The 14,949-nt window shown below is 41.5% G+C and carries 15 protein-coding genes and 1 pseudogene; 10 read left to right on the top strand and 6 right to left on the bottom strand.

Features of this window, described 5'->3' with window-relative positions:
- Positions 1-11: 11 nt before the first annotated feature.
- From nrdE to nrdH, 3 genes are read right to left on the bottom strand one after another with little or no spacing between them, the layout of a single operon-like run.
- A complete protein-coding gene (nrdE, locus tag L4C37_RS03520; protein ID WP_429767876.1) occupies positions 12-2,144 on the bottom strand; it encodes a class 1b ribonucleoside-diphosphate reductase subunit alpha in 2,133 nt (710 codons plus the stop codon).
- Positions 2,122-2,577, bottom strand: coding sequence for a class Ib ribonucleoside-diphosphate reductase assembly flavoprotein NrdI (gene nrdI, locus L4C37_RS03525; protein ID WP_372266159.1), 456 nt, complete (start codon positions 2,575-2,577; stop codon positions 2,122-2,124). The genes nrdE and nrdI overlap by 23 nt, the downstream gene beginning before the upstream one ends.
- Entirely contained in the window at positions 2,577-2,798 is a 222-nt protein-coding gene (nrdH, locus tag L4C37_RS03530; protein ID WP_137371988.1) for a glutaredoxin-like protein NrdH, read from the bottom strand. The genes nrdI and nrdH overlap by 1 nt, the downstream gene beginning before the upstream one ends.
- Before the next feature lie 177 nt (positions 2,799-2,975).
- On the opposite strand from nrdH, the gene L4C37_RS03535 reads away from it, so the two are divergent.
- The 6 genes from L4C37_RS03535 to L4C37_RS03560 are packed head-to-tail and all read left to right on the top strand — an operon-like array spanning position 2,976 to position 8,459.
- The gene (locus L4C37_RS03535) at positions 2,976-3,344 is read left to right on the top strand and encodes an iron-sulfur cluster assembly accessory protein (RefSeq protein ID WP_137371989.1); all 369 of its coding nucleotides are present in this window, start codon (positions 2,976-2,978) and stop codon (positions 3,342-3,344) included.
- A 2-nt stretch (positions 3,345-3,346) separates the two neighbouring features.
- On the top strand, positions 3,347-4,810 hold the full coding sequence (gene sufB, locus L4C37_RS03540; protein WP_429767877.1) for a Fe-S cluster assembly protein SufB: 1,464 nt from the start codon (positions 3,347-3,349) through the stop codon (positions 4,808-4,810).
- Between the two features lie 4 nt (positions 4,811-4,814).
- The gene (sufC, locus tag L4C37_RS03545; RefSeq protein WP_171735752.1) at positions 4,815-5,561 is read left to right on the top strand and encodes a Fe-S cluster assembly ATPase SufC; all 747 of its coding nucleotides are present in this window, start codon (positions 4,815-4,817) and stop codon (positions 5,559-5,561) included.
- Positions 5,536-6,813, top strand: a complete 1,278-nt coding sequence (gene sufD, locus L4C37_RS03550; RefSeq protein WP_429767878.1) for a Fe-S cluster assembly protein SufD — start codon at positions 5,536-5,538, stop codon at positions 6,811-6,813. The genes sufC and sufD overlap by 26 nt, the downstream gene beginning before the upstream one ends.
- Entirely contained in the window at positions 6,806-8,038 is a 1,233-nt protein-coding gene (locus L4C37_RS03555) for an aminotransferase class V-fold PLP-dependent enzyme (RefSeq protein WP_137371993.1), read from the top strand. The genes sufD and L4C37_RS03555 overlap by 8 nt, the downstream gene beginning before the upstream one ends.
- 4 nt (positions 8,039-8,042) lie before the next feature.
- Positions 8,043-8,459 carry a SufE family protein gene (locus L4C37_RS03560; protein ID WP_273293679.1) on the top strand — a complete coding sequence of 139 codons (417 nt, stop codon included), beginning with the start codon at positions 8,043-8,045 and terminating at the stop codon, positions 8,457-8,459.
- A gap of 131 nt (positions 8,460-8,590) precedes the next feature.
- Here the strand turns inward: L4C37_RS03560 and L4C37_RS03565 are convergent, their stop codons facing one another.
- On the bottom strand, positions 8,591-9,199 hold the full coding sequence (locus L4C37_RS03565; RefSeq protein ID WP_137371995.1) for a sugar O-acetyltransferase: 609 nt from the start codon (positions 9,197-9,199) through the stop codon (positions 8,591-8,593).
- 482 nt (positions 9,200-9,681) lie between these two features.
- Between L4C37_RS03565 and L4C37_RS03570 the strand changes: the two genes are divergently transcribed.
- On the top strand, positions 9,682-10,338 hold the full coding sequence (locus L4C37_RS03570) for a Qnr family pentapeptide repeat protein (protein WP_137371996.1): 657 nt from the start codon (positions 9,682-9,684) through the stop codon (positions 10,336-10,338).
- A gap of 150 nt (positions 10,339-10,488) precedes the next feature.
- Positions 10,489-10,971: pseudogene (locus tag L4C37_RS03575) on the top strand (GNAT family N-acetyltransferase); the annotation flags it as partial.
- Positions 10,972-11,160: 189 nt separating this feature from the next.
- On the opposite strand, the gene L4C37_RS03580 reads toward L4C37_RS03575, so the two are convergent.
- Positions 11,161-11,598, bottom strand: coding sequence for a carboxymuconolactone decarboxylase family protein (locus L4C37_RS03580; protein WP_429767879.1), 438 nt, complete (start codon positions 11,596-11,598; stop codon positions 11,161-11,163).
- A 126-nt stretch (positions 11,599-11,724) separates the two neighbouring features.
- On the opposite strand from L4C37_RS03580, the gene L4C37_RS03585 reads away from it, so the two are divergent.
- Positions 11,725-12,642 carry a LysR family transcriptional regulator gene (locus L4C37_RS03585; protein WP_429767880.1) on the top strand — a complete coding sequence of 306 codons (918 nt, stop codon included), beginning with the start codon at positions 11,725-11,727 and terminating at the stop codon, positions 12,640-12,642.
- Between the two features lie 180 nt (positions 12,643-12,822).
- Here the strand turns inward: L4C37_RS03585 and L4C37_RS03590 are convergent, their stop codons facing one another.
- On the bottom strand, positions 12,823-14,199 hold the full coding sequence (locus L4C37_RS03590) for an aldehyde dehydrogenase family protein (protein WP_429767881.1): 1,377 nt from the start codon (positions 14,197-14,199) through the stop codon (positions 12,823-12,825).
- A 324-nt stretch (positions 14,200-14,523) separates the two neighbouring features.
- Here L4C37_RS03590 and L4C37_RS03595 point away from each other — a divergent pair, with 324 nt between their 5' ends.
- Positions 14,524-14,907, top strand: coding sequence for a hypothetical protein (locus tag L4C37_RS03595; protein WP_429767882.1), 384 nt, complete (start codon positions 14,524-14,526; stop codon positions 14,905-14,907).
- Positions 14,908-14,949 lie beyond the last annotated feature (42 nt).

The raw sequence follows: 14,949 nt of genomic DNA on the forward strand, positions 1-14,949 counted from the left end.
TTTCCATTTAATCAAAGCGTACAAGAAACACAGCCGTCAACCTGAGTTCCATCTAATGCTTTTTGGCGCATACGAATGTAATAAAGTGTTTTGATTTTCTTCTTCCATGCATATATTTGCGCTTTGTTAATGTCACGAGTGGTGACGTTGTCGTTAAAAAACAAGGTGAGTGACAAGCCTTGATCGACATGGCGAGTGGCTGCCGCATAGACATCGATAATGGCTTTTGGTCCTATCTCATAGGCATCTTGATAATATTCAAGGTTATCGTTATTTAAGTAAGGTGCAGGGAAGTACACTCGACCTATTTTACCTTCTTTGCGTATTTCAACTTTTGCCGTTATAGGATGAATGGAGGCGGTGGAGTCGTTGATGTAGCTAATGGAACCAGTAGGTGGGATAGCTTGTAAGTTACGATTGTACAAACCGTGCTCCATTACTTGCGTCTTAAGAGTCGCCCAATCATCTAGGTTGGGAAGAGGCAACTTCAGCTTGTTCAGTAATTCCGTGACTTTTGCTGTGCATGGTCGATATTCAGTTTCTAAGTAGTCATCGAAAAAGACGCCGCTCGCATAAGTAGAGTTTTCGAATCCGTGAAAGGTCGCTTCTTTCTGTTGAGCCAATCGATTAGACGCTGTGAGGCAATGGAATAGTACGGTTGCAAAATAAACGTTTGTAAAATCAATGGCTTCTTTACTGTCATACTGAATACCTTCTCGGGCAAGAAAGCCATGAAGGTTCATCTGCCCCAGCCCTATAGCATGGCTCTCGTCGTTGCCTTTACGGATAGAAGGCACGCTATCAATGGCACTCATTTCTGACACGGCGTTGAGTGCTCTGATTGACACATCGACCGTTTGGGCAAGGTCGCCGCCATCAAGCGCTTTGGCGATATTGATTGAGCCCAAGTTACATGAAATATCTCGACCAAGATGAGCGTAACTCAGGTCATCATTAAAACTCGATGCATCGTTAACTTGCAGGATCTCTGAACATAAATTGGACATGTTGATCCGACCTTCAATCGGATTTGCATTGTTGACCGTATCTTCAAACATGATATACGGATAGCCAGACTCAAATTGAATTTCGGCAAGTGTTTGGAATAGGCTTCGTGCGCTAATTTTACTTTTACGAATTCGTGAGTCATCGACCATTTCCGTGTATTTCTCGGTCACGCTTATTTCAGAAAAAGGCCTGCCATAAATTCTCTCTACGTCATGCGGTGAAAAGAGATACATATCCTTATTTTGCTTAGCGAGCTCAAGCGTAATGTCTGGGATCACAACGCCTAGGCTGAGGGTTTTTATGCGGATTTTTTCATCGGCATTTTCTCGCTTAGTATCAAGAAATTGCATGATATCTGGGTGGTGAACGTTGAGGTAGACGGCTCCCGCTCCCTGCCTTGCACCAAGTTGATTGGCATATGAAAAGCTATCTTCAAGCAACTTCATGACAGGTACCACACCAGAGCTCTGATTCAGAATCCCTTTAATTGGGGCGCCTTGTTCTCGAAGGTTACTGAGTAATAGAGCAACGCCTCCGCCTCGGCGAGACAGCTGTAATGAAGAATTGATCGCCCTGCCGATGCTTTCCATGTTGTCTTCAATACGAAGCAAGAAACATGAAATTAACTCCCCTCTACTTTTCTTTCCTGAATTAATAAAAGTAGGAGTTGCGGGTTGAAATCTTTGCTGGATGATTTCGACCATGAGCTGGTGGGCAAACTCTTCATCGCCCTGCGCTAATGTTAGTGCGGTCATTACCACTCGGTCTTCGAAGCGCTCTAAGTAGCGTTTTCCATCACGAGTTTTTAGTGCGTATGAAGTAAAGAATTTGTAAGCACCAAGGAAAGTTCGGAAACGAAATTTAACTTGGTATGCCTGCTTCCAAATATCGTGAATGAATTCCGAGCGGTACTGCTTTATCACCTCTGGCTCGTAATAACCTTCGTTAATTAGGTAATCAAGTTTTTCATCTAAGTTGTGGAAGAAAACCGTATTTTGGTTGACGTGTTGTAGGAAAAATTGGCGAGCAGCCTGTTGGTCGGATTCAAATTGAATCTTACCTCGCTCGTCCAAAAGGTTAAGCATGGCATTGAGCGCATGATAATCCAGCGTCTCATGAGTGAATTGATTGTCCATTGTGTTTCCAAAACTTAGTTAGCCCTTGACGTACCGCTTGTACATCTTGAGGTGTGCCTGCTAGTTCAAATCGGTAAAGAATAGGAACGTTGCATTTTTTAGCAATGACGGTGCCTGAATGAGCAAATAGTTCACCGAAATTTCGGTTCCCAGATGCAATGACCCCACGTAGTAAAGACCGAATATGTTGTTGATTGAGCGCTTGAATTACAGCCTTTGGGACGGCACCTTGACCAAAGCCATCAGCGTAAGTCGGGCAGACTAAAACAAAAGGCTCGGTGATCTCCGGTTGCAGCTTGGTGGTCTCAGGTTGTAGCTTGGCGATCTCAGGTGGAGAGCCACTTGAGCCATCGAATAAGCGGATAGCGGGTAGCTTTAACTGCTCTATAAAACGTTGTGTGTTACCTGAAGCGCTTGAGTAATAAACAAGCATTAGCGTATTTGGCTGATCATATCAGGACGAAATCCAGACCAGTGTTTTAGCCCTGCGACGACAACAGGCACCTGCCTATAACCTAAGGATTGAATGGTCGTCATAGCTGAATCATCTTGTGTGAGATCCACGACTTTATGAGTAATTCCCTTTGTGCTAAGTGCTTTTACTGTCGCGGTACATTGAACACACTGAGGTTTTGAGTAAACGATGACATCCATTCTTAAATCCTTGCTGCTAATAATAATCATTATCAATTAATTTCTATATATAGTATTTACTTTTTAATGTGTGTCAACATCTAGTGCTTGCTCTCTGTGTCCACATAAACTTAATGGTTGATATTTAAATGGTAATCAATATCATTCTCAAACACCAAGTGAAATGAGGAATGTAGAATGAGCGTCCAAAATTCAGGTTCAGCAGAAATTTCTATCCATGAAATGGAGTGGAAAGGCATACAGCTAACTGAGTCGGCGGTTGGCAGAATTACTCAGTTATCTTCAAATGGTCAGTTTTTTCACCTAAGCGTAAAGCCGTCTGGCTGTACTGGTTTTGCCTATTGCGTACAACTGATTAATGGACCCGAAGAGTCCGATGTTAAGTTTCATTCAAGAGGCGTCGATTTCTATATTGCGCTAAGCGCACTGCCTATGATTGATGGAACGGAAATCGATTATGTTCGACAAGGGTTGAACAGCAATTTGGTCTACCACAACCCCAACGTTAAGAATATGTGTGGTTGTGGTGAAAGCTTCGGAGTTTAAAAATGTGTGCGGTTGAAATGCAGCCAGAAGTCGAAGAAATACTGCAAACCAGCGGTTATAAGGAAGGTTTTTACACGGAATTATCTTCTGATACTTTGTCGACAGGGCTTAATGAACAAGTGATCCGTGCGATTTCCGCGAAACGAGAAGAACCAAGTTGGATGCTGGACTTTCGTTTAGATGCTTTTCGTAAGTGGCAAAAAATGGAAGAGCCCCATTGGTTAAAAGCGAAATATCCTGACCTCGATTATCAAAGTTACAGCTACTACTCTGCACCATCTTGTTCTAAATGTGATAGCGAAACTGCTAAGGATGGTTCAAATGAGTACTTAACCTCTGAAGTCGAGGAAGCATTTGAACAATTAGGAGTGCCCGTTAGAGAAGGATCTGAAGTCGCTGTTGATGCTATTTTTGATTCTGTTTCTGTGACAACGACGTATCAAGACGAGTTAAAAAAGCAGGGCATTATATTTTGTTCATTCAGCGAAGCTATTCATGCCTATCCTGAACTCGTCCGACAATATTTAGGGTCAGTTGTCCCTGCAGAAGATAACTTCTTTGCCGCTTTAAATGCCGCTGTGGCTTCTGATGGCACCTTTGTCTACATACCTAAGGGTGTTAGATGTCCCAGAGAATTATCGACCTATTTTCGAATTAACCAAGCGAAAACGGGTCAGTTTGAGAGGACTATTCTGGTTGCAGATGAAGACTCATATGTCAGTTATATCGAAGGCTGTTCTGCGCCAATGCGCGATACCTACCAACTTCATGCTGCTGTCGTTGAAGTGATAATCCACAAGCGTGCGGAAGTGAAATATTCAACGGTGCAAAATTGGTTCTCTGGTGATGAAGAGAGCGAAGGTGGGATCCTGAATTTCGTAACTAAGCGTGCTGTATGTGAAGGTGAGTACAGCAAAATGTCTTGGACGCAGTCGGAAACAGGCTCTGCGATTACATGGAAATACCCTAGCGTTATCTTAAAAGGCGATCATTCGGTCGGAGAGTTTTTCTCGGTTGCGTTAACCAATGGTATTCAACAAGCCGATACCGGCACCAAAATGATCCATATTGGTAAAAACACGCGTTCGACCATTATCTCTAAAGGTATTTCCGCAGGGAAAAGTGAGAACAGTTATCGAGGGTTAGTAAAAGTATTACCAACAGCCGAGGGAGCTCGTAATTTCACCCAGTGTGATTCCATGCTTATTGGTACCCAATGTGGTGCTCATACCTTCCCTTATGTAGAAGTCAAAAACCCAACAGCCCAAGTTGAACATGAAGCGACCACCTCGAGAATTGGGGAAGATCAGCTGTTTTATTGTGTTCAAAGAGGAATCAGTGAAGATGATGCTATCTCAATGATTGTTAATGGTTTTTGTAAAGACGTTTTTTCAGAATTACCGCTTGAATTTGCAGTTGAAGCTCAGAAGTTGCTCTCAATTAGCCTTGAACATAGCGTGGGGTAAACAAATGCTACAAATCAAAGATCTACATGTCAGCGTTGAAGAAAAGCTGATCCTTCAGGGGATTAACCTCGAGGTTAAACCTGGAGAAGTACACGCTATTATGGGACCAAACGGCTCAGGCAAGAGTACGTTGTCATCGACATTAGCAGGCAAAGATGAATATCAGGTTGAGCAAGGCTCGATTGTTTTTAAAGACAAAAACTTAATCGACTTAGACCCCGAAGAACGTGCAGGAGAAGGGGTTTTTCTTGCCTTTCAATACCCAGTGGAGATCCCTGGGGTAAGCAATAAATTGTTTTTGAAAACCGCTTTAAATGGCATTCGAGAATATCGTGGTCAAGAAGATATCGATCGGTTCGACTTTGAAGATTTGCTGGAAGAGAAAGCGCAATTGCTGAAAATGCCAGCTGACTTATTACATCGCTCTGTTAATGAAGGTTTCTCAGGTGGTGAGAAGAAACGTAACGACATACTTCAAATGGCGGTCTTATCACCTGACTTGTGCATTTTAGATGAAACAGATTCAGGCTTAGATATTGATGCACTTAAAGCGGTGTCTGCTGGGGTTAACGCGCTAAGGAATGACCAGCGTTCATTCATTGTAGTGACGCACTATCAACGCATTTTAGATTACATCCAACCTGATTATGTTCATGTGCTTTATAACGGGAAGATCGTGAAATCGGGTGACCATACTTTAGCGAAAGAATTGGAGGACAAAGGCTATGGTTGGATCACCGGTGAAGAATAACCAAGAGACTGGTGCCATAGATAACTTTTCGGAGATGGTTCAGCCTGAATCTTGGCAGCGAAATCAGTGGAAAAAAGCCCTAAATCTGGGTTTCCCTAAGAACAAAGATGAAAATTGGAAATATACTTCCCTGTCTTCATTTAATGCCCTAGAAATCCAAAAAGCGGCTCATCAATCAATAGAGAATATTGATTTTGAAGGGCTTTGCTTAAACATCGACTGCTATCGAATTGTATTTTTGGACGGAAGGTTATTAGTTCGTTGTTCCGATTGGATTCCAAAGGTGACGGTCACGCCGTTGCAAAATCTTACAGGCGTCGAATCTTACGAACTGTCGAAGTCAGTTCACCCAGATGCATTTACTTATCTAACGGATGCTATCGCAACAGCGGGAGTATTAATCGAGATTGAATCACGTTGTGTTGTAGAAAAACCTATTTACCTATTTCATATCAGCAGCGGGAATACGGGAGATTCATGCAGTTATCGTCATCATTTGGAGTTGGGCTATTTATCTGAATGTGAAGTCATCGAGCATCACGTCTCTTTAGATCAAGGTGGTGGTGTGACCTTCTCTCGAATGACGAGCTATGTCGGTGAAGGTGGGCATATGCGTCACACTAAGTTGATTGAAGAATCAACCCAACAGCATCACTTTGGTCACAATGATATTACGCTACAGCGCAATGCAAGTGCTTATTCTCATTGCTTTATGTTATCTGCTTCATTATGTCGTCACCAAACAAGTTGCGATTTGCAAGGTGAGAATGGCTTTGTCGAAATGAACAGTTTATCTATGCCTCAAGATCAACAAACGTTTGATAGTCGGACGTATTTGAAACACTTCGCGCCACATTGCCAAAGTGAGCAATTGCATAAAACGATCGCCCGAGATAAATCGAATGGGGTGTTTGATGGAATGATATATGTGACGCCTGATGCGCTAAAAACAGATGGTCAAATGGATAGCCACAATTTGCTGCTAAGCAATAATGCGCAAGTGAATTGTAAGCCCCAATTAGAGATTTATGCGGATGACGTGAAGTGTAGCCACGGTGCGACGACTGGTCAGTTAGATACTAAGCAGATTGATTACATGCGCGCCCGAGGAATCAGCAAATCTAAAGCAAAGAAAATGCTGATTTTTGCTTTTGCTTCTCAAGTGGCACTTAAGGTTCGCCATACAGGAGTTAAAGACTTTGTACTGGATAAGTTAGAAAATTCATTCGCCCAAGGAGAACATAATGAGTGATCAATCGGTCATTGAAAGCCCTTGGTTTGATGATTTCCCAGCATTGAAGACTAAGGTTTATGAAAAGCCACTGCGTTATCTTGATACCGCAGCAACGGCTCAAACGCCAAGTTGCGTCATAGACCGAATGACATGTTTTTATCAGCAGGATTACGCTAGTGTCCACCGTGGAACGCATTACCTTAGTGGTAAAGCAACAGAAGACATGGAACTCGTTCGACACCAAGTTTCAGAGTTTATTGGAGCCGAATCTTCGAAAAATATTATATTTACGAAAGGGACAACTGAGGCAATTAACCTCGTCGCGAACAGCTACTTAAGACCTTTGTTGTCACGTGGTGATGAGATCATTGTTACTGAAATGGAGCATCACGCTAACTTAGTCCCATGGCAGATACTGTCTGAACTTTGCGGCGCGGTTATTAAAGTTTGGTCAATGAATGAAAGCGGCGAGCTCGATGTTGCTGATTTAAAGAAACTGATTACTTCTAGAACACGGTTGGTTGCCGTAACGCATGTATCGAATGTATTAGGAGCGGTGAATCCGATAAAAGATATTGTTTCTATTGCACATAAAAAAAATATTCCAGTACTTGTTGATGGCGCACAAGCTGTGATGCATCAGCAGGTGAATATGGCTGAGCTAGGTTGTGACTTTTACGTTTTTTCTGCGCATAAATTGTATGGGCCAACAGGTACAGGTGTGCTTTACGCAAAGTCTCGGCATTTGGACAATATGGTTCCATGGGAAGGTGGCGGAGCCATGATAGATCAAGTCACACTACCTATGGGGACCTCTTACGGGCAGGCGCCATGGCGATTTGAAGCTGGAACACCAAATATCGCGGGTATTTTAGGATTGGGATCTGCCATCAATTATATCAATGCAGCTGGCATCGATCGTATTTCTGCCTACGAGACCCAATTGTTGGATTATATGGTTGATAGCTTGAAGAACATTAAGGGAATCGAACTATATGGTAACGACAATAACCGTATTGGAGTGCTCTCGTTCAATATGAAAGGGCTGCATTCTTTTGATATTGGTACATTTTTAGATAGATATGGAATCGCGATACGAACAGGTCATCATTGCGCAATGCCATTGATAAAAAGACTCGGGCAGAATTCAGTGTGCCGTGCTTCTGTTGGCATGTACACGCAGTCATCTGATATTGATGCCCTTGCTCTGGGGTTGAACAGAATTAACCAATTATTGAGATAAGCAGATGACGCCTGACAAAATTGTGCGCAACTTTGCGCGATGTAGTGACTGGGAAGAGCGGTATTTATACCTCATTGAATTGGGTGAAAAGTTGCCTAAGTATCCGAATTCGAAAGTGAATGATGAGTATTTGATAGCAGGTTGCCAAAGCCGGGTATGGCTGGATTTCAGCTATGACCAAGCATCTCAAACCTTCATGTTTTCTGCGTTGAGCGATGCCGCTATTGTGAAAGGTTTACTGGCATTATTGAGAGTGGTGTATCACGATCAAACGGCAGTAGATGTATTGAATTATGATATTCGAGCATGGTTTGAATCCATCGATTTGAAATCACACTTAACGCCAGGAAGAACGCAAGGGCTCGACGCCATAATCGAAGAGATTCAGAATACGGCTCGTGTTGCGATTGAAGGGCAGTGATACAAGCCAAGCTAGGCAATCCGTTTGCTGGCAGAATAAAAAATGCGAAGCTTTAGGCTTCGCATTTCTGTTGATAAAGGCTATTGGAAGGCGAGCTATTGATTCACTTTAAATATTGGCTTGTTTAAGCATTAGTTCATTTCAAACATTGGACTCCACATTTTATGTAGCTCTTCTTCCGTTGGCATTGGGCTCTGTTCAATCGACTTTACCACTTTGCAAGGGTTGCCTACAGCGACTGAATCAGCTGGAATGTCTTTATTCACAACACTCCCAGCCCCAATGACGCTGCGGTCTCCAATGGTTACGCCATCCAAAATAATCGCTCCAGCTCCTATCCAAACGCTGTCTCCAATGGTCACTGGGTTTGCGGTCGCGACGGGTCTTACTCGCTCAGCGAGATCGATAGGGTGCCCGGCTGTACTTATTATCACATCGGGACCAATTTGGACGTACTCGCCAATAGTCACAGGGGCGAGGTCAAGGATTTTCACCCCAGTGTTAACAAACCCACCTTGCTTAAAGTGAATGTTTTTTCCTACATCACAATAGAATGGCGACAACACATTCGCTCCTCCTGAACGCCCCAAGATTTCTTCAAGTAATTGGCGGCGTAGAGAGTGCTGTGAAGGTCGAGCGTGATTATAGTCATAGAGCTTTTCTTTGACTTGGTCCTGCATTTTATCAAACTCAGGGTTGATGGGGATTTGCACTGAAAAGTCCGACACTTTGTTACTCATATTCACTCCCTTTTATATCAATCGCTTAGGAAGGTAATACCAACGTATCTCGCCGTAATTATCTACAGAAACTCAGTTCAATTGCGATACACCACAAATTTCAAGATAAATGACGCTTAACTGTTCTCATCAACTTTTGAAATGAAGAGCAATCTAAATGAGATGCGGGTGGGCAAATAGCGATATGTAACGTGGCTTCGATTGAGATTGTTTATATGGTCCATCTTGCTCTCTAGGAAATAGCGTTTGTAATTCTGTTACTAATTAATGGTTAATGTTTCCTTTACGGTCATTTAATGGCTGAAAATAATTTATAGCGATCCGCTTCGATAGTTGAGAAAAGGGCGCCTTAAGAAGCCTATTTGGTGCCTTTATTTGGCTATTTTACGTGGTTTTAAGTTGCTGAATTTAATAGGATTGTTTTTGTTGAGAACTTACCTGTAAGTGATAGTCTTCAAACCAAATAAATAAGAGGGCTAAAAATGAATAACACTGACTATACGTATTCTCAAACAGACTTTTCACATCAAGATTTAAGTGGTCAGATATTTACCCAATGTAAGTTTTATTGCTGCAGTTTCAAACGTGCGAACCTACGTGATACTCAGTTCATTGACTGTGTTTTTATCGAACCTGGGGCGATAGAAGGGTGTGATTTTTCATACTCTGACCTTCGAGATGCTTCATTTAAGCAATGTAGGATCTCGATGTCGTCTTTTAAAGGTGCAAATTGTTTTGGGGTTGAGTTACGTGATTGTGACCTAAAAGGTGCGGATTTTGCTCAAGCCAGCTTCGTCAATCATGTGTCTAACAAAATGTACTTTTGTTCGGCCTATATTACGGGGTGTAATTTGTCTTACGTAAACTTCGAGAAACAATGCATCGAGAAATGTGACTTGTTTGAAAATAGATGGATTGGCGCAAATTTAAGAGGAGCGTCTTTTAAAGAGTCTGATTTAAGCCGAGGCGTGTTTTCTGAAGATTGTTGGGAGCTACCTAGAATACAAGGCTGTGACTTAACTCATTCTGAGCTTTATGGGCTGGATCCGCGCAAGGTTGATCTAACAGGAGTAAAAATCTGTGCTTGGCAACAAGAACAGCTGCTAGAACAATTAGGTCTAATCATTGTTCCTGATTAATTGATGATCTTAACCTCTCACCTACATTCAGTTCATCCGCCTTTGATGTGATTTGATTCGTACGTTAGTGGTTGCCAAGTTTTTTCAGCTCCTGTAAAAAGCATTTTCAAAAATAATTAGGAGTGCAGTTGCATGAGTTTAGTCGTAAGACAAGTAAGCATAGAAGATGCTCAAGGTATCACTGAAGTTCTCAACCCAATCATTGTGGAAGGTTTATACACGGTATTAGATACCACTTTCACGGTTGAAGAAGAAAAAGAGTTCATTGCTGAATTTCCCAAACGAGGTGTGTTTAGTGTCGCCTTAAACACTGAAAACTCTAAAGTCATTGGTTTTCAGAATATAGAACCATTTGCGTCATATACGAAAGCCTTTGACCATGTGGGTATCATCGGGACATTTGTTTCAAGTGGTAGCCGTGGGCAAGGTGTCTCTAAAGCTTTATTTCAATCCACATTTGAGGTTGCTAAGCGAAAGGGTTATGAAAAATTGTTTGCTTACGTTCGTAGCGATAATGAGCGAGCTTTAGCTGCCTATGTTAAGCAAGGCTTTGAGATTGTTGGAACAGCAAAGAAACATGCAAAAGTGGGCGATAATTACATCGATGAAGTCCTGATTGAAAAGTTCTTGTAGGCTTGAGTCGACAGATTTAACAAGTCGATAGCTGACACATGGCATTTTTTAATTAAAATTCCTCATGTAATCGATATGTTTAAACGCCTTACGTGGAGTATGGGGTAAGCCAGATAAAGCCTTATTCCAATGGAGATCAGCGTAACTGCCCAAATGGCAGCCACACTAACTTTTTATTGGTTTCCCCCTTTACTGATGTGTCATTTGTGTTGCAAGAGCAAATCGATTCCAAGCATTGATCGTGATGACTTGCATCATTGATTGTGCAAGTAACTCTTCTCCCAGTAGCTCTAAGCACTGTTGATAGGTTGCATCTGAAACACCTGAGTTAGAAATTAGTGTCATTTCATCAGTTAACGTTAGTATTGCTCGCTCTGTTGGATTAAACAGTGGCGATTCTTGCCATGCAGATAGAGCAAATAATTTCTGTTGAGTGATACCTATCTTCAATGCTTCAGTCGTATGCATTTGAATACAATAAGCGCATTTGTTGATTATTGATGATCGTATTTTAATGATTTCTTTTAATTCATTAGATAACTCAACGTCTGAGAGATAGCTTTCTAGAGATAGCATGGCAGTTAAAGCGTTAGGTTGGACTTGAGCGAGATCGATACGTTTTGACATGTTGGCACCATTTTATGATTGAGAATATCGCTATCAATGCGATGTGATTATTGTGCATAATTCGAAATTCACATGGAATACGTATAAAATCTGAATCAGTTGTGCGTAAAACGCAAAGGTGAGTGCGTGTTAGAGTTGATTAAAGTCTTTGACCAAGTTGTGGAGTCTGGAAATTTCTCTCAGGCAGGAAAGGTTCTGAATATGGCGCCATCTTCTGTGGCGAGAAATATAGATACCCTTGAGAGTAAGATTAAAGCTACGCTTTTCAAACGTAGTACACGGCAGCTTGTGCTGACTGAAGAAGGGCAATACTTTTATCAGCAATCAACCCAAATATTACAAGATAGCGATAGGTTGTTGGCTGAAATGCGGGGAAACCAAGGAGATCCTGAAGGGAGTTTGCGCATTTCTGTTTTTGAAAGTTTTGGTAACTTGTGCCTCGCCCCATTAATTCCAGAATTTCTAGAACGATACCCTAAGATACACGTTGAGCTTGAGTTGAATAACAGCGTGGTTGATCTAAATAGTGAAAATATAGATATTGCTATCCGTATTGGTACGCTACAGGACAGTCGACTCAAAGCCCGCTATTTACTGACAAATTATACGTCATTAGTTGCGGCTCCTTCTTATATTAAGAAGCATACTTCTATAAAAAAACCTGAAGATTTACAAGATCATAACTGTTTGTTGATCAGTCATGAGCGTCAGAGGAATTACTGGTATTTAAGAAAAAATACCGCGAGCAAAAAGGTGCTAGTAACTGGCAATTTGATTTCAAAAGGAGGCTCACCTCTTTTGCATGCGGCGCTAAAAGGAAGTGGTGTTCTTCTGCTGTCTAATTGGATGATAAAGCCTTATTTGGACTCTGGAGAGTTGAGTGAGTTACTTCCTGACTGGACATCAACGTACAGTGAACAGGGAAGCGGTGAAATATTCGCAATATATAAAAATGCTCAATATCCAAGACCTCATATTCGTGCGTTTATTGATTTCTTAGTTGAGAAAATGGAACCTATGAAGCGAGTGTCTACTCTTCGTTAGCCTTGTACATGATGAACGCTTCCTTCGTGTCGTCAAACATGCGCAGCGGTGAGAGCCACTTTCGTATCAAGTTGTGGCAAGAAATGATGGGGTATAAGTGATACCCCACTCGTTGTAGTACCGTTTTAATGCCATTGCTTTTCCATATCATGGCTTATGGCTTATGGCTTATGGCTTATGCTATTGCGGATAAGGGGCATAGAGAGCGCTAGGATCGGCATCAGTAGAAAACTTCATAATAGCTTTGGAGTGACTCATTGTAAGGAAGCTATCTCGGCCATGGTAGCGACCCATACCACTAAAACCGACACCTCCAAAGGGTAAGTCAGGGTTGGTTAAGTGCAGTAGAGCATGATTGATACAACTGCCGCCGTATTCGACATTTTGGTTGAAAAAATCAATAGTTTCATTGGATTCACTGAACACATAACATGCTAAAGGGTATCGATTCTGGCGGATCATAGCCAGTGCTTCATCGTATTCAGACCATGTTAGAACCGGCATGATTGGACCAAAGATTTCTTCTTCCATAATGACATCATTCATGCTGACATCATCGATAATTGTCGGGGCTATATAACAATCATTCGAATCTTTTTCCCCACCTACAACGATATTCCCGGTTAAAAACTTTTCCAGTGCGTTGAACCGCTTATCATTCACAATACGAGCAAAGTCCGGTGACTTTTGTGGATTTTCGCCAAAGAATTCGGTGATGTTTTTTTTCATTTCCGCTATCAGAGCATCTTTTACATCTTCGTGTACAAGCACATAATCAGGACAGACACAGGTTTGCCCTGCATTAAAGAATTTAGCCCAAGTTAAACGCTTCGCAGTAACCTCAAGGTTTGCATGCTTGTCTACAATTGCGGGGCTTTTACCACCAAGTTCCAATGTCACTGGTGTTAAATGCTTGGCTGCCATTCCTGCTATAAGTTTTCCTACACCAGGGCTGCCTGTGAAGAAGATATGATCGAAGCGATTGTTCTCAATAATTAGTGGACCGACACTCGAACCTGGACCGTAAACCACACTGATGTATTCCTCATCAAAGATCTCAGAAATAATATTTCCGGTAATGTGGGCGGTATGTTTGGTTTCGTTACTAGGCTTGAGTAAAGCACAGTTACCAGCGGCAATGGCGCCTATTAGCGGTGCAATGAGCAACTGGAATGGATAGTTCCACGGTCCAATCACCAGAACGACCCCTAAAGGTTCATAGTGGATCTCGCTTTTGGCAGAATAGCTCGATTGTAAAAATGCTGGAGTCTCGGCGTGCTCAGTTTTCATCCATTCTTGAAGGTGACGAATGGTATGTTCAATTTCATCATAAATTATATTGATTTCACTGATGGTGGCTTCGAATCTAGGCTTGCGCATATCGGCGTGTAATGCCTCGAATATTTCATTTTCATACTTTTTGATACCATTCTTCAAAGCTTCCAATTGTGCAATTCTAAAATTGTAATCACGCGTTTTACCCGCATCAAAGAAGTTTCTTTTACGTTGGTAAGTTGCTTGAACTTCTTCTTTAGATAGTGGGGATAAATTATTCATAACTGAACTCCGGTTGGATGTATTTCGGGTTATCGCTTCTTATGGGTGATTTTTGGCAAAGGTCTTTTAAATTTAACACGCACTAGACCGACCGGTTTGTAGTGTATATAATGAATTCACTGGAAGCAATAGATCAAAGAAAAGATCAATATTAGGCAAATGTGATTTTTAAATAGAAATATTAATAGTATGAAAATTTCAGATGCAGTGAGCTCTGTGATAGTTGGTTCTATCTCGTTAATTTAAAGCATTATTTCAACTATTTTAAATATGAAAGATCAGTGAGTTGGTAATGTTAATAGCAATGAAAGTTGGAATAGATTTATGAATGTTGAGTTAGACAGTTATTTAACGAGCGCAGTGACAATGGCGTTACTCAGCACATGGAAAACATACAGTGGTCCAGCTATCGCCGGAGCATTATCATTGTCTTACGTTGAAATGTTGCTATTCAATGGAGTACCCGCATTACTTTCAGCTATTTTCGGCTGGAAGCTTGACGGGCTTATAAGGCTGAAAACTCAACCAAGAAAAGTTGTTTTTAGACCTAAGTTGAGGAAATTTTTATATAATTGGAAAAAGTATGGCTACATTATTATGGCTATACTTGCTCCAATTTTAACCGGAATACCGACTTATACATTAATATCTAAACGACTGAATCAAAAGATCATAGTAACTTTTTCTTTTTTAAGCATTTCGATTTAATTTTGGAGTACTTTATCTTACTTTCTATTTAATACTTTATTC

The sequence above is a fragment of the Vibrio kagoshimensis genome, assembly GCF_050337535.1.
GTDB classification, from domain to species: domain Bacteria; phylum Pseudomonadota; class Gammaproteobacteria; order Enterobacterales; family Vibrionaceae; genus Vibrio; species Vibrio gallaecicus.

Bases quoted from the DNA above. Each gene is read 5' to 3' on its own strand.
- nrdE (WP_429767876.1), bottom strand. From the start codon at position 2,144: ATGGACAATCAATTCACTCATGAGACGCTGGATTATCATGCGCTCAAT.
- nrdI (WP_372266159.1), bottom strand. From the start codon at position 2,577: ATGCTTGTTTATTACTCAAGCGCTTCAGGTAACACACAACGTTTTATA.
- nrdH (WP_137371988.1), bottom strand. From the start codon at position 2,798: ATGGATGTCATCGTTTACTCAAAACCTCAGTGTGTTCAATGTACCGCG.
- L4C37_RS03535 (WP_137371989.1), top strand. From the start codon at position 2,976: ATGAGCGTCCAAAATTCAGGTTCAGCAGAAATTTCTATCCATGAAATG.
- sufB (WP_429767877.1), top strand. From the start codon at position 3,347: ATGTGTGCGGTTGAAATGCAGCCAGAAGTCGAAGAAATACTGCAAACC.
- sufC (WP_171735752.1), top strand. From the start codon at position 4,815: ATGCTACAAATCAAAGATCTACATGTCAGCGTTGAAGAAAAGCTGATC.
- sufD (WP_429767878.1), top strand. From the start codon at position 5,536: ATGGTTGGATCACCGGTGAAGAATAACCAAGAGACTGGTGCCATAGAT.
- L4C37_RS03555 (WP_137371993.1), top strand. From the start codon at position 6,806: ATGAGTGATCAATCGGTCATTGAAAGCCCTTGGTTTGATGATTTCCCA.
- L4C37_RS03560 (WP_273293679.1), top strand. From the start codon at position 8,043: ATGACGCCTGACAAAATTGTGCGCAACTTTGCGCGATGTAGTGACTGG.
- L4C37_RS03565 (WP_137371995.1), bottom strand. From the start codon at position 9,199: ATGAGTAACAAAGTGTCGGACTTTTCAGTGCAAATCCCCATCAACCCT.
- L4C37_RS03570 (WP_137371996.1), top strand. From the start codon at position 9,682: ATGAATAACACTGACTATACGTATTCTCAAACAGACTTTTCACATCAA.
- L4C37_RS03580 (WP_429767879.1), bottom strand. From the start codon at position 11,598: ATGTCAAAACGTATCGATCTCGCTCAAGTCCAACCTAACGCTTTAACT.
- L4C37_RS03590 (WP_429767881.1), bottom strand. From the start codon at position 14,199: ATGAATAATTTATCCCCACTATCTAAAGAAGAAGTTCAAGCAACTTAC.
- L4C37_RS03595 (WP_429767882.1), top strand. From the start codon at position 14,524: ATGAATGTTGAGTTAGACAGTTATTTAACGAGCGCAGTGACAATGGCG.